The sequence below is a fragment of the Rhizobium sp. 21-4511-3d genome (genome assembly GCF_053522545.1).
In genome coordinates, this window is the sequence record NZ_JBNWCF010000001.1 from 604,531 (window position 1) to 618,814 (window position 14,284).

Annotated in this window: 11 protein-coding genes; 9 read left to right on the top strand and 2 right to left on the bottom strand. The window is 61.0% G+C overall.

Annotated features, from left to right (window positions below):
* Window positions 1–59 precede the first annotated feature (59 nt).
* The 4 genes from pstC (at window position 60) to ACQZ5H_RS03240 (ending at window position 3,567) form a co-directional block, all read left to right on the top strand.
* Window positions 60–1,037: a phosphate ABC transporter permease subunit PstC gene (gene pstC / locus ACQZ5H_RS03225; protein ID WP_112718689.1), complete on the top strand. Its 978-nt coding sequence runs from the start codon at window positions 60–62 to the stop codon at window positions 1,035–1,037.
* 1 nt (window position 1,038) lies between these two features.
* The gene (gene pstA / locus ACQZ5H_RS03230; RefSeq protein ID WP_449096721.1) at window positions 1,039–1,890 is read left to right on the top strand and encodes a phosphate ABC transporter permease PstA; all 852 of its coding nucleotides are present in this window, start codon (window positions 1,039–1,041) and stop codon (window positions 1,888–1,890) included.
* Complete coding sequence (pstB, locus tag ACQZ5H_RS03235; protein WP_449096722.1) at window positions 1,890–2,696, top strand: phosphate ABC transporter ATP-binding protein PstB; 807 nt, start codon at window positions 1,890–1,892, stop codon at window positions 2,694–2,696. The genes pstA and pstB overlap by 1 nt, the downstream gene beginning before the upstream one ends.
* Before the next feature lie 115 nt (window positions 2,697–2,811).
* A complete protein-coding gene (locus ACQZ5H_RS03240; RefSeq protein WP_449096723.1) occupies window positions 2,812–3,567 on the top strand; it encodes a DUF1194 domain-containing protein in 756 nt (251 codons plus the stop codon).
* A 2-nt stretch (window positions 3,568–3,569) separates the two neighbouring features.
* On the opposite strand, the gene ACQZ5H_RS03245 is transcribed toward ACQZ5H_RS03240, so the two are convergent.
* Entirely contained in the window at window positions 3,570–4,814 is a 1,245-nt protein-coding gene (locus ACQZ5H_RS03245; RefSeq protein WP_449096724.1) for a cytochrome P450, read from the bottom strand.
* A gap of 57 nt (window positions 4,815–4,871) precedes the next feature.
* The gene (locus ACQZ5H_RS03250; RefSeq protein ID WP_112718674.1) at window positions 4,872–6,125 is read right to left on the bottom strand and encodes a GGDEF domain-containing protein; all 1,254 of its coding nucleotides are present in this window, start codon (window positions 6,123–6,125) and stop codon (window positions 4,872–4,874) included.
* A gap of 377 nt (window positions 6,126–6,502) precedes the next feature.
* Here ACQZ5H_RS03250 and clpP point away from each other — a divergent pair, with 377 nt between their 5' ends.
* From clpP to ACQZ5H_RS03275, 5 genes are all read left to right on the top strand, one after another.
* Window positions 6,503–7,132, top strand: a complete 630-nt coding sequence (gene clpP / locus ACQZ5H_RS03255; RefSeq protein ID WP_112718670.1) for an ATP-dependent Clp endopeptidase proteolytic subunit ClpP — start codon at window positions 6,503–6,505, stop codon at window positions 7,130–7,132.
* Window positions 7,133–7,435: 303 nt separating this feature from the next.
* Entirely contained in the window at window positions 7,436–8,713 is a 1,278-nt protein-coding gene (gene clpX / locus ACQZ5H_RS03260) for an ATP-dependent Clp protease ATP-binding subunit ClpX (RefSeq protein ID WP_112718668.1), read from the top strand.
* Between the two features lie 405 nt (window positions 8,714–9,118).
* Window positions 9,119–11,536 carry an endopeptidase La gene (gene lon / locus ACQZ5H_RS03265; RefSeq protein WP_112718666.1) on the top strand — a complete coding sequence of 806 codons (2,418 nt, stop codon included), beginning with the start codon at window positions 9,119–9,121 and terminating at the stop codon, window positions 11,534–11,536.
* 205 nt (window positions 11,537–11,741) lie between these two features.
* The gene (hupB, locus tag ACQZ5H_RS03270) at window positions 11,742–12,017 is read left to right on the top strand and encodes a DNA-binding protein HupB (protein WP_112718664.1); all 276 of its coding nucleotides are present in this window, start codon (window positions 11,742–11,744) and stop codon (window positions 12,015–12,017) included.
* Window positions 12,018–12,343: 326 nt separating this feature from the next.
* A complete protein-coding gene (locus ACQZ5H_RS03275) occupies window positions 12,344–14,239 on the top strand; it encodes a methyl-accepting chemotaxis protein (RefSeq protein ID WP_449096725.1) in 1,896 nt (631 codons plus the stop codon).
* The last annotated feature ends 45 nt before the right edge of the window (window positions 14,240–14,284 follow it).

A 14,284-nucleotide genomic window follows, 5' to 3' on the forward strand; every position in this document is an offset into this window, starting at 1 on the left:
AGCGTTTCTCTCTGCCCCGATTGCTTTGAAGCCCCCTCAAAAGCAAGTCGAGTATAGATATGAGCGAAGCACTGGCATCGCTGCCGGCCGTCGGGCCGGAGGTGAAGCGCCGCGATGGTGCCACCGGCGACCGCATTTTCTTCTGGATCGTGATGGGCTGCGGCCTGTTCGTTCTCGCAGCCCTTCTGGCGGCTGCAATCTCCATGGCATGGGGCGGGCTTCTGGCCTTCCGCACCTTCGGCTTCGGTTTCATCACCGGCACCGAATGGGATCCCGTTGCCCAGCACTTTGCCGGTCTGGTGCCGATCTACGGCACGCTGGTCACCTCAGCTCTCGCGATGCTGATCGGCGTTCCCATCAGCCTCGGCATTGCCGTCTTCGTCACCGAAGTCGCGCCACGCTGGCTGCGCGGACCGATCGGCGGCGCCATAGAGTTGCTCGCCGGCATTCCCTCGATCATCTACGGCATGTGGGGCCTTTTCACCTTCGCCCCCTTCATGTCCGATTATGTCCAGCCGGCGCTGATCGACTGGCTGGGGCCGATCCCCGGCATCGGTCTGCTGTTCTCCGGCGCCCCGATGGGCATCGGCATGCTGACATCGGGCATCGTTCTGGCGATCATGATCATTCCCTATATTTCCTCGGTCATGCGCGATGTCTTCCTGGTCGTCCCGGCACAGCTGAAGGAATCGGCCTATGCGCTGGGTTCGACCCGCTGGGAAGTGGTGCGCGATATCGTCATCCCGCACACCCGCACCGCTGTCGTCGGCGGCATCTTCCTCGGTCTCGGCCGTGCGCTCGGCGAAACCATGGCCGTCACTTTCGTGCTCGGCAACACCCACAATATCGCGATCTCGCTGATGGAGCCGGGCAACTCGATCGCCGCCGCCATCGCCAACGAGTTCACCGAAGCCGATACCGACATCTATCTGTCGTCGCTGATTGCTCTCGGCTTCATCCTCTTTGTCGTCACCTTCATCGTCCTTGCCGCCGCAAAGCTGATGCTGCTGCGTATGGCAAAGCAGAGAGGCGAGTAACATGAGCGTTTCCTCCTCCCTTTACCGCAGCCGCCAGATCAAGAGCGCCATCGCGCTGACGCTCTGCGTCGCCGCCACCGGCCTCGGCCTCATCTTCCTGATCTGGATCCTTTGGACGACGCTGATCAACGGCCTTTCGGCACTGAGCCCGAAGCTCATCACCGAAATGACCCCGCCACCCGGCGAAGACGGCGGCCTTGCCAATGCCTTCATGGGCAGCTTGATGATGGTCGTTCTGGCCGTCATCATCGGCACGCCGATCGGCGTGCTGGCCGGTACCTATCTGGCCGAATTCAGTCGCGGCAAGAAGATCGGCGATGTCATCCGCTTCATGAACGACATCCTGCTCTCGGCACCATCGATCATCATCGGCCTCTTCGTCTACGAGCTCGTGGTACGCCAGACCGGCCATTTCTCGGGCTATGCCGGCGGCATCGCGCTCGCTTTCATCTTCCTGCCGGTGGTGGTGCGCACCACTGACGAGATGCTGCGGCTGGTGCCTGACGTGATGCGCGAGGCGGCCCTGTCGCTCGGCATTCCGCGCTGGAAGGTGACGGTTGCCGTCCTCTACCGCGCAGCCTCGGCAGGCATCCTCACCGGCATCCTGCTTGCCGTCGCCCGCATCTCCGGCGAGACCGCGCCGCTGCTCTTCACCGCGCTCAACAACCAGTACTGGAGCACGGATATGTCCGAGCCGATGGCTAACATCCCGGTGGTTATCTTCCAGTACGCGATGAGCCCCTACGACGAATGGCATGTGCTCGCCTGGGCCGGCGCCTTCGTCATGACCGCAATCGTGCTGCTGCTCAGCGTGGGCTCCCGCGCCGTTCTGAACCGCAAAGGTGGCAAATGATGCTGCAATCTTCCTCCACATTAGACACCCGCAGGACCGCGACGCCGATGGCTAACGACAAGCTCACCCTTGAAGACGTCAACTTCTACTACGGCGACGCCCATGCCATCCGCAGCGTCAGCCTCAATTTCCCCGAACGTCAGGTCTCGGCGCTGATCGGTCCCTCCGGCTGCGGCAAGTCCACGCTGCTGCGCATTCTCAACCGCATCTACATGCTCTATCCGAAGATGCGCGCCACCGGCACGGTCAAGCTTGACGGTCAGAACATCCTCGACCCGCGCTATTCGATGAACGAACTGCGCGCCCGCGTCGGCATGGTGTTCCAGAAGCCGGTGCCGTTCCCGATGTCGATCTACGACAACATCGCCTATGGCATCCGCCACCACGAACGTCTCGGCAAGGCCGACATGGACGTCCGTGTCGAGCAGGCGCTGCGCCAGGCTGCCCTCTGGGACGAAGTCAAGGACAAGCTGAAGGGCAGCGGTCTCGGTCTTTCCGGCGGCCAGCAGCAGCGTCTCTGCATCGCCCGCGCCGTAGCCCTTCGCCCCGAAGTGCTGCTGCTCGACGAACCGACCTCGGCGCTCGACCCGATCTCGACCGCAAAGGTGGAAGAGCTCGTCTCGCAGCTGAAGACCGATTTCACCATCGTCATCGTCACGCACAACATGCAGCAGGCGAGCCGCATCTCCGATAACACGGCTTTCATGTATCTCGGCGAGCTCGTCGAATACGGCCCGACCTCGCAGATCTTCCAGGCACCGAAGAACAAGCGCACCGAGGACTATATCACCGGTCGTTACGGCTGACGCCGCAACCGCTCGGCTATATCCATACAGGTGTATCCCAATGTGCTAATGTACAGCCGATGGTGCTTTCGATAAGACGGCTGCATCGCTAGCGGCATGCCGCGCGGGGGGCACCATGGTTCGGACAATGATGCGCCGATGGCTTCTGCACGGAGCTGTCGCAGGAGTTCTGCTTTCGATCTGCATGACATCGGACGCCGCTGCCAGCGAAAGGATCGATCTGGCGCTGGTGATCGCCGCCGACGTCTCGACGTCGATGAATCCGCGCGAAAAAGCGATGCAGCAGGAGGGCTTCGTCGCCGCCTTCCGCCAGCCCGAGATCATCGACGCGATCGGCAGCGGGAAATACGGCCGCATCGCCGTTGCCTATTTCGAATGGGGTGGCGACCACGGCCAGCGCATGGTCATCCCATGGACGCTGCTGAAGGACGAGGCCGATTGCTGGATGTTCTCGCTGCGGCTTTCGGAGAATTCCCCGACGAAACTGCGCCGCGGCACCTCGATCAGCGAGGCGCTCTCCTATTCGGCGTCTCTCTTGCGCCAGAGCGGCTACGCACCCGAGCGCCTCGTCGTCAACATCTCCAGCGACGGCGTCAACAGCATCGGCCGCGATGTCGAGCCGGTGCGCAGAGAACTGATCGCCGGCGGCATGACCATCAACGCCCTCGTCATCAGCGCCCGCGGCGAGCACGACGATGACGAGCCGCCGCTCTCGCCGGAAGCTCTGTTCTCCTATTTCCACCGCGAGGTTATTGGAGGCCCAGGCGCCTTCGCCATGCCTGTCCGCTCGGAAGCCGACTACCCGAACGCCATCTACCGCAAGCTCCTGCGCGAAATCGGCGGATTTGGCGAGATTGCGGATAAGCGCTGAGCTCACCACGCCAGATCGAGCCTCTCCAGCCCGTGGAAGTGGTAGACGTCCTTGACCTCCGGAACCTTCGCCATCCGGAGTCCCGGCAGCCGCTTGAAGAGGATCGGCAGGACGATGTTGAGCTCGAGACGCGCCAGCGGTGCGCCGATGCAGAAATGGATGCCGGCGCCGAAGGAGAGGTTGGGGGCTTCGTTGCGATCCGGCTTGAAGGTCAGGGGATCGGTGAACTTCGCCGGATCGAGATTGGCGGCCGCCAGGATGAGGCTCACCTTGTCGCCGCGCTTGAAGGAGATGCCGTCGATTTCGACGGGCTCGAGCGCCCAGCGCTGGAAGATGTGAACGGGCGCGCAGATGCGCAGCGTCTCCTCGACGGTCCGCTCCGTCGTCGGCTCGTCCTTGAAGAGCAGGGCGGGATCGCAGCCGTTATCGAGGATGACCCGCACCGAGTTGCCGATCTGGTGAACGGTCGCCTCGTGACCGGCATTGAGCAGCACGATGGTCGTCGAGATCAGCTCGTCCTCGGTGAGGAACTGACCCTTATGCTCCGTATGGATCATGTGGCTGAGCAGATCGTCGCGCGGATTGGCGCGGCGCTCGGCGATCACCGTCTTCACGTAATCGGAAAATTCCTTGGCGGCCTTCTCGGCGCCATCCTCGTCTTCGCGGGTGCGGCCGAAGAGATACATGCGGATATAGGCGTGCGACCAGTCGAGAAGCTGCGGACCCATCTCCTCGGGTATGCCGATCATCCGGGCGATCATCGTCACCGGGATGATGTCGGCGAAGGCCGAGAGCAGCTCGACTTCGCCCTTGTCCTGGAAGTCGTCGATCAGCCGGTTTGCGAGCTCTTCGAGCTCCGGCTTCATCCGCTCGACATGGCGGGACACGAAGGCGCGGTTGACCAGCGTGCGCAGCCGCGTGTGCTCCGGCGGCTCGAGTTCGAGTAGCGAATAGCGCTCCGCCAGATCGAAATTCGCCACATGCTGATCAGGCTCCGGCAGGCCGAGCTCTTCGCGGGTCGCGATATGCAGGATCTGGCGGCCGAAACGGCGGTCGCGCAGCAGGCTGTTCACATGGTCATAGCCCGTGAAGAACCATTGCTTCTGCTGTTCCCAGTAGAAAGTCGGGCAATGCTGGTGGAACGCCGAATAGACGGCGTTTGGGTTGCCGTAGAAAGCAGGATCGCTGCTGTCGAGAGAGACGCTGCGGGTATCGGGATCGATCGAAAGGAAGGGTGCTATCATCATTCTTCGAGGCTTAGCGGATTTGCCAAGCCTCGAAAAGACGTGAGGGAGGCTCGCGCGTCAACCGGCGCGGGAAAGCGATCCCATGCGGCGCAGCGCCTCGACTTGGTCGTCGACGGTCGGAACGAGTTCGCCGGCATTCTGGTCCATTTGCGCCGGGGCAGGGGCTGCTGTTTCCTGTTCGCCAAAGATGACGCTGCAATTGCGCCCGGCGCCCTTGGCGGCATAGAGCGCCCGGTCGGCGGCGGAGATCATCTTGTCGACATTGGCTTCGATTGCCGAAGAAATGGCAACGCCGATGCTGACCGTCGCAGGCACGATCGCCTCGCCGGTGGCGATCGGCAGGCGGCAGAATTCGGCACGGATCGATTCCGCCAGCGCTTCCGCTTCGGTCTGGTCGGCAACGGTCGCAAAGGCCGCGAACTCTTCGCCGCCCATGCGGCCGAAGACATTGTGCGGCACGAACTGGCGCGCCGTCAGCGCAAAGGCGGAGAGTACGGCGTCGCCCGCCTGATGGCCGAAGCGGTCGTTGACCCGCTTGAAATGGTCGAGGTCGAACAGCAGGACGGCGACCTGGCGCTTCTCGTCGAATGCCTTTTCCTGGATGGCATCGAAGCGGGCAAAGAGGCCGCGGCGGTTCCAGACGCCGGTCAGTGAATCCGTGAGGCTCAACACGCGCAAATGCCTTTCAGAGCGTTCCATGATCATGCGGCAGGTGAGTGCAAAGGCGATCGTCAGCAGGAAAGCGCTCGCCATGGCCGCCGCACCGCCGTAATTGGTCGCTTGCGCGTCGGTTGGCAAGGTCAGCGCCATCATCAGCGCCACGGAGAAACAGAGGACGCCCTGGACGACGAAGATCGCGGCAAGCTTGCTGCGCGTGCGCTCGCCCCTGACATTGCCTGTGGCAACCGCCATGGCAAGGCCGGTCGCGCCCGTTGCCGAGGCGAGGTTATAGAGAATGACGCGGTTGCCGTAGTCGGATGCGACCCAGGGCAGGAACACGCCGGCGAGCCAAACGGCCGGCGGCAGCAGCGCCCACCACTCGATCTTGCGGCGGTCGAGCACCATGAAACCGGCGACCCAGGCGCTCTGGCCAGCAAGCGCCACGGCATTTCCGGCTTCGATCGACAGAATGTTGGGGATTTGTCCGCGCAGCGCCACCATGGCAAAGCCCGCGCCGTTCAACAGGAAGCCGAGCGCCCAGATGAGATAGGCACGATTGCGCGTGTTGTGGCGCCAGGCCATGAACAGCAGCAACGCGAGCGTCATCGCTTCCGAGCACCAGATCGCCAATCCTGTAGCAATATTAAACACGGCAATACCCCATCAAAATCCGGGGCATAGTCATTCGCCAAAGCTCGCCAGTTGATTAATTCGATGCAGGCCTGCCGGCGATATTCTCGGTTAGCGTTTCCAAAGCGTGAACGTCCGAAAGCACCTGCCGATGGATTAAGCTTTGCTTCATCCTGTCGCCGAGAAAAGCTGTGCTGGCGGCCTGCAGTCTCTCGCCGTTAAGAGGCAATTCGGAGATAGGAGCTACATCGCAGGGGAAAGCCTTATCCACCGCCCGCTTGCTTCTTAACGTTATCCTTATGCGTGTCTTGAAGTAGAGGGCAGGGACACTCTATGTAGGGGTAAGGCATTTTCTTTGATTCCCGGCCCTGCCGGCAAGACGTTGACAAAGGACGCACATGAGAAATCCAGTCGATACCGCTATGGCCCTCGTGCCGATGGTTGTAGAACAGACCAATCGCGGTGAACGCTCCTACGACATCTATTCCCGCCTGCTCAAGGAACGCATCATCTTCCTGACGGGCCCTGTCGAGGACCACATGGCGACGCTCGTCTGCGCCCAGCTTCTCTTCCTCGAGGCCGAAAACCCGAAGAAGGAAATCGCCCTTTACATCAATTCGCCGGGTGGCGTCGTCACCGCCGGCATGGCGATCTACGACACGATGCAGTTCATCAAGCCTGCCGTCTCGACGCTTTGCATCGGTCAGGCCGCTTCCATGGGCTCGCTGCTGCTCTGCGCCGGCGACAAGGACATGCGCTTCGCAACGCCGAACTCCCGCATCATGGTTCACCAGCCGTCCGGCGGCTTCCAGGGCCAGGCATCGGATATCGAGCGTCACGCCCGCGACATCCTGAAGATGAAGCGTCGCCTGAACGAGGTATACGTCAAGCATACCGGCCGTACCTACGACGAAGTTGAAAAGACCCTCGACCGTGACCATTTCATGACTGCCGACGAAGCCCGTGACTGGGGTGTCGTCGACAAGGTCCTGACCTCGCGCAGCGAGATGGAAGGCGATGCGGCCTAGTGAATAATTGGGATGGTGTTTTCGCTGCCACAGTTCTATCCCAATTGTGATTGAACAAGGGGTTTAATCGCGGAGCGAACACGCTAAGAATAAGTATTAATGCTATGTTGAATTTTTATGACATAGCATTCGGCATTCGAAGGGGAATTCGTTGCCGCCGGAACTTGAGCGTGTTGGGTTAGGTTCCGGTTCTTACCCCTTTAAAGCTTGGCCGGCTGACGCTCCGGTGGCGGAGCGGGCTGGCGGGCCATTGAGTGGACCGCGATTTCACCTTGAAATGCGGCGTGCTGGAAGGAAAGTGATATGAGCAAGGTCAGCGGCAGCAACGGCGGCGACTCTAAAAACACCCTGTACTGCTCCTTCTGCGGAAAGAGCCAGCACGAAGTCCGGAAGCTGATTGCCGGACCGACGGTTTTCATCTGCGATGAATGCGTCGAACTGTGCATGGACATCATTCGCGAAGAGAACAAGTCCTCGATGGTCAAGTCCCGTGACGGCGTTCCCACGCCCCAGGACATCATCAAGGTTCTCGACGAATACGTCATCGGCCAGCGCCAGGCGAAGAAGATCCTGTCGGTTGCCGTTCACAACCATTACAAGCGCCTCGCGCATGCGACCAAGAACGGCGAAATCGAACTGGCGAAGTCGAACATCATGCTGGTCGGCCCGACCGGCTGCGGCAAGACCTATCTTGCCCAGACGCTCGCCCGCATCATCGACGTTCCCTTCACGATGGCCGATGCGACGACGCTGACGGAAGCCGGCTATGTCGGTGAAGACGTTGAAAACATCATCCTGAAGCTGCTGCAGGCTGCCGACTACAATGTCGAGCGCGCCCAGCGCGGCATCGTCTACATCGACGAAGTGGACAAGATCTCCCGCAAGTCCGACAACCCGTCCATCACCCGCGACGTGTCGGGCGAGGGCGTGCAACAGGCACTGCTGAAGATCATGGAAGGCACGGTTGCCTCGGTACCGCCGCAGGGCGGCCGCAAGCATCCGCAGCAGGAATTCCTGCAGGTCGATACGACGAACATCCTGTTCATCTGCGGCGGCGCTTTCGCAGGCCTCGACAAGATCATCTCCGCCCGTGGCGAGAAGACCTCGATCGGCTTCGGCGCGACCGTCAAGGCTCCTGATGACCGTCGCGTCGGCGAAGTACTGCGCGAGCTTGAGCCGGAAGATCTGGTCAAGTTCGGCCTCATCCCGGAATTCATCGGCCGTCTGCCGGTTCTGGCGACGCTGGAAGATCTTGACGAGGACGCACTGATCCAGATCCTGTCCGAGCCGAAGAACGCGCTCAGCAAGCAGTATCAGCGCCTGTTCGAGATGGAAGACGTGGAACTGACCTTCCACGAGGACGCTCTTCGCGAAATCGCCCGCAAGGCGATTGTCCGCAAGACCGGCGCCCGCGGCCTTCGCTCAATCATGGAAAAGATCCTGCTCGACACGATGTTCGAACTGCCGGCGCTGGAAGGTGTTCGCGAAGTGGTCATCTCGGAAGAGGTTGCCCGCGGCTCTGCCCGTCCGCTCTACATCTACGCTGACCGTCAGGATGAGAAGGCCAACGCCTCTGCCTGATAGTCGTAGACAGCATGGTTAGATTTAGGGGCTTGCCGTCGGCGGGCCCCTTTCTATTTTGAGAACCGGGACCGGGCCTGTTAATTGTTGCAGAAGAAGCTTGAAAACGCTGTTCCTGACGTTGCGGAAAGCCGCGTCCTTGGCAATGATGGAATGATTCCGTAGCGTGTTTTCCGGCCTTGTGTTTTAGCCGGTCCGGAATTGGTAAGCGCCACTACAGTTACGCGCGTCATAGTGTTGGCGTTCCATTGTAATAAGTCTGTCACAAGCAGGGAGCGCGGGCGTTAGCGTGGCTTGAAAAGCGTAAGAAGAACCTCCACTTGTATAGGCAAGTGAGAGTGCCGGCCGGGTCCCAAGCGGCCGCGCCAGAGAGCCCGGAAACGGGACGACGGAAAGGAATAAGAAATGACGAAGAAAACGTCTGTAGCGAGCAGTGTTGCCTATCCTGTTTTGCCCCTGCGCGACATCGTAGTCTTCCCTCACATGATCGTGCCGCTGTTCGTCGGCCGCGAAAAGTCGATCCGTGCGCTTGAAGAAGTCATGGGTTCCGACAAGCAGATCATGCTCGTTACCCAGATCAACGCCAGCGATGACGATCCGGATCCGTCCGCGATCCACAATGTCGGCACCGTGGCCAACGTCCTGCAGCTGCTGAAGCTGCCCGACGGCACCGTGAAGGTCCTGGTCGAAGGCCGCGCCCGCGCCGAGATCGACGCCTACACCAGCCGTGAAGATTTTTACGAAGCCCTCGGCCATGTGCTCGAAGAGCCGCATGACGATCCGGTCGAGCTGGAAGCGCTGTCGCGCTCCGTCGTCTCGGAGTTCGAGAGCTATGTGAAGCTCAACAAGAAGATCTCTCCGGAAGTTGTCGGCGCTGCCAGCCAGATCGACGACTACTCGAAGCTCGCCGATACGGTCGCATCGCATCTGTCGATCAAGATCACCGAGAAGCAGGAAATGCTGGAAACCACCAGCGTCAAGGCGCGTCTCGAAAAGGCGCTCGGCTTCATGGAAGGCGAGATCTCGGTTCTGCAGGTCGAAAAGCGCATCCGCTCGCGCGTCAAGCGCCAGATGGAGAAGACCCAGCGCGAATACTACCTGAATGAGCAGATGAAGGCGATCCAGAAGGAGCTCGGCGACGGCGAGGAAGGCCGCGACGAGATGGCCGAACTGGAAGAGCGCATCTCCAAGACGAAGCTGTCCAAGGAAGCCCGTGAAAAGGCCGATGCGGAGCTGAAGAAGCTGCGCCAGATGAGCCCGATGTCGGCTGAAGCCACCGTCGTGCGCAACTATCTGGACTGGCTGCTCGGTATTCCGTGGGGCAAGAAGTCCAAGATCAAGAGCGATCTCAACAATGCCGAGAAGATCCTCGAGGCCGATCACTTCGGTCTGGAGAAGGTCAAGGAACGCATCGTCGAGTATCTGGCCGTCCAGGCCCGTTCGACCAAGATCAAGGGCCCGATCCTGTGCCTCGTCGGCCCTCCGGGCGTCGGCAAGACCTCGCTCGCCCAGTCGATCGCCAAGGCGACCGGCCGCGAGTACGTCCGCATGGCTCTCGGCGGCGTCCGTGACGAAGCTGAAATCCGCGGTCACCGCCGTACCTATATCGGCTCGATGCCCGGCAAGGTCATCCAGTCGATGAAGAAGGCGAAGAAGTCCAACCCGCTCTTCCTGCTCGACGAAATCGACAAGATGGGCCAGGACTTCCGCGGCGATCCGTCTTCGGCTCTGCTCGAAGTGTTGGACCCGGCGCAGAACTCGACCTTCATGGACCACTACCTGGAAGTCGAATACGACCTGTCCGACGTCATGTTCATCACGACGGCGAATACGCTGAACATTCCGGCTCCGCTGATGGACCGCATGGAAGTCATCCGTATCGCCGGCTACACCGAAGATGAAAAGCGCGAGATCGCCAAGCGGCACCTGCTGCCGAAGGCCATCAAGGAACATGCGCTGCAGCCGAACGAGTTCTCGGTCAGCGACGATGCCCTGATGGCGATCAGCCAGCAGTACACCCGCGAAGCCGGTGTCCGTTCCTTCGAGCGCGAGCTGATGAAGCTCGCCCGCAAGGCGGTCACCGAGATCATCAAGGGCAAGACCAAGTCGGTTCATGTCACGGCCGAGAACATCGACACCTATCTGGGCGTTCCGCGCTTCCGCCACGGCGAAGCCGAGCGCGAGGATCAGGTCGGCGTTGTCACCGGTCTCGCATGGACGGAAGTCGGCGGCGAGCTGCTGACGATCGAAGGCGTGATGATGCCGGGCAAGGGCCGCATGACGGTCACCGGCAACCTGAAGGACGTGATGAAGGAGTCGATCTCGGCTGCTGCATCCTACGTTCGCTCGCGCGCCGTCGATTTCGGTATCGAGCCTCCGCGCTTCGACAAGTCCGACATCCACGTCCACGTGCCGGAAGGCGCAACGCCGAAGGATGGTCCGTCTGCTGGTGTGGCCATGGCAACCGCGATCGTCTCGATCATGACCGGTATTCCGGTCGACAAGAACGTGGCGATGACGGGTGAAATCACCCTTCGCGGCCGCGTGCTGCCGATCGGTGGCCTGAAGGAAAAGCTGCTTGCAGCGCTTCGCGGCGGCATCAAGAAGGTGCTGATCCCGGAAGAGAACGCCAAGGATCTGGCGGAGATTCCGGATAACGTGAAGAACAACATGGAGATCATCCCGGTATCCCGCATGGGCGAGGTGATCAAGCATGCTCTGATCCGCAGACCGGAGCCGATCGAATGGGATGGAACGGTTGAAACGCCGGTCATCGCAACGGTCGAAGGCCTTGATGACACGGGTGCCGGCATCGCTCACTGAGCGATATCCGCCGCATTTATGTCAAATTGCTGCAAATCCTGAAAAAGGCTGGCGTAAATCGCCAGCCTTTTTTGTGAAAACCTGCCGGAGGTGCTTGCTTTTCCTTGATTTGCAGGGCTTTTGGGTTGCGGCGGGCCTGATGAAACCTATTCTGTGCCTGGCTTACAGATTTGAGTCGTTTCAAACCATTGAAAGGGGTGGAAACATGAACAAGAATGAACTCGTGTCCGCAGTTGCTGAAAAGGCTGGCCTCACCAAGGCTGATGCCGCTTCTGCTGTCGACGCTGTTTTCGACGTTGTCCAGGGCGAACTGAAGAAGAAGGGCGACGTACGCCTCGCCGGTTTCGGCAGCTTCACCGTTTCTCATCGCGCAGCTACCAAGGGCCGTAACCCGTCCACCGGCGCTGAAGTCGATATTCCGGCTCGCAACGTGCCGAAGTTCACGCCCGGCAAGGGCCTGAAGGATGCCGTCAACGGCTAATCCGGTTTAACTTGGCCGCCGGATAACGAGACCGGCAGGTAAAGTTTCGAAGGGTTCGGCGAAAGCCGGACCCTTTTCGCATTTCAGGGCTTGGCTTCACCGCGCAAAAGCGCGCAGTTCTCTGGCAATAGCTGCCGTGCATCGTTCACATTCGATTAAATATTGATCCATACGATCCGCCCCCAACGGTCGTCCTTCATTGCTCTCCGATCGTATCCGGTCGGCATGACGCCGCTTTCCCTTTTTCTGTTGCTTGATTTTTGGCGCCGGTAGCGGCGTGTTTTTCATGAGGTCTTTCGATGAAGCGTCCTGATATTAAAACGGCAATGATCAGTATTTTCGCCGTTCTCACCATAATGTTCGGAGCCACCGGCTATATCGCCGTCACCGGCCTGCGCGATTCCAACAAGAACAACGAGTTGTTCGCGACCAGCATGCATCCCGGCATTTCCAAGGCCAAGGATATCCAGCTTGCCCGCTATTCGCTGCGCGGCTCCTACGGCGACCTGGCGATGGGCCGCACCTCGGGCGACGAGGCGGCGCTGGAAAAGAAGATCGGCGAGCGCGAAGCCAAGCTCCGCAAGACGGTCCTCGCCTATCAGGACCTCGTTGATACCGATGTCGAGCGCGGCATCTATCAGGAAATGGACAGCTCCTCGCAGAAATATATCGAAGAGGGCCAGAAGATGATCGCGCTGGCGAAGGCCGGCAAGCAGCAGGACGCGATCAATGCCTTCGACGCAAACCTCGGCCCGGTCGCCGATATCCTGGCAGACAACGTCGACAAGCTCGTCGCCTTCAACGAGGACGCAGCTGCTGCCGGTCTCGCCGAAAGCCGCAGCCAGTATTCCACGACCCTGACGCTGATCTCCGCCGTTCTCGGCCTCAGCGCCCTGATCGTCTTCGCCGCGATCTATTTCGGAATTTCGGGCATCGCGAGCCCCATCGTCCGCATCACCAAGTCGATGCGCGGTCTGGCCGCCGGCGACACCGCATCGGAAATTCCGGGTAAGGGCAGGGAGGACGAGATCGGCCAGATGGCCAATGCCGTCGAGATCTTCCGTCTTGCCGCGATCGACAATCAGCGCCTGCAGGCGGATGCCGAGATGACCCGCGCCAAGACAGAGGCCGACAGGGCTCGCCTTGCTTCCGAGGCGGAAGCTGCCGCCCAGCAGCGCCTCGAGCAGGCGACCGCCGGTCTGGCCGGTGGCCTGCGCCGCCTCGCAGCCGGCGAGCTCGACTTCCAGCTCAACGACGCCTTCGCCCCTGATTTCGAGGCGCTCCGCCACGACCTGAACGGTGCGATCTCGCAGCTCGGCGGCACGCTCCGCGCCGTCGCCCAGTCGGCGGTCTCTATCACCGGGGGTACTCGCGAGATCAGCCAGGGCGCCGAGGATCTCTCGAAGCGCACCGAACAGCAGGCCGCTTCGCTCGAAGAGACCGCAGCCGCTCTCGATGAGATCACCGTGAATGTCTCGAACTCCTCCAAGCGCGCCGACGAGGCCCGCCAGGTGGCGATCCAGGCAAACCGCAGCGCCACGGCTTCCGGCACGGTTGTTGCCAATGCCGTCGATGCGATGGAGCGGATCGAGCAGTCGTCGAACCAGATCTCCAGCATCATCGGCGTCATCGACGAGATTGCCTTCCAGACCAACCTGCTGGCGCTGAACGCCGGTGTTGAGGCAGCGCGTGCCGGTGAAGCCGGCAAGGGCTTTGCCGTCGTTGCCCAGGAAGTCCGTGAACTGGCACAGCGTTCCGCCCAGGCCGCAAAGCAGATCAAGGACCTGATCCGCAACTCGTCGGTTGAAGTCGAAGGCGGCGTCAAGCTGGTGCGCGAAACCGGTGAGGCGCTGAAGACCATCGAACAGCTGGTCGTCACCATCAACCAGCACATGGACGCCATCGCCACGTCGTCGCGCGAACAGTCGACCGGTCTTTCCGAAGTTAACAGCGCCGTCAACCAGATGGATCAGGTGACCCAGCAGAACGCCGCGATGGTCGAAGAGACCAATGCCGCGAGCGCCACGCTGGCCGCCGAAGCCGATCGCATGAACCAGCTGATCGGCCAGTTCCAGCTCGGCGGCAGCCGCGCCGAGACCAACGCTGCGTCCCTGCGCCAGACGGCGGCCGCCATGGCCCGCCCGCAGCGCAGTGCTGCATCGGCCCCGGTCTATGCCAGCCACGGCAATGCCGCGGTGAAGCAGGAATGGTCCGAGTTCTGAGACCGGCTACCGGTAGAAGAGCATCACTTCGAAGGGTTCGGCGAA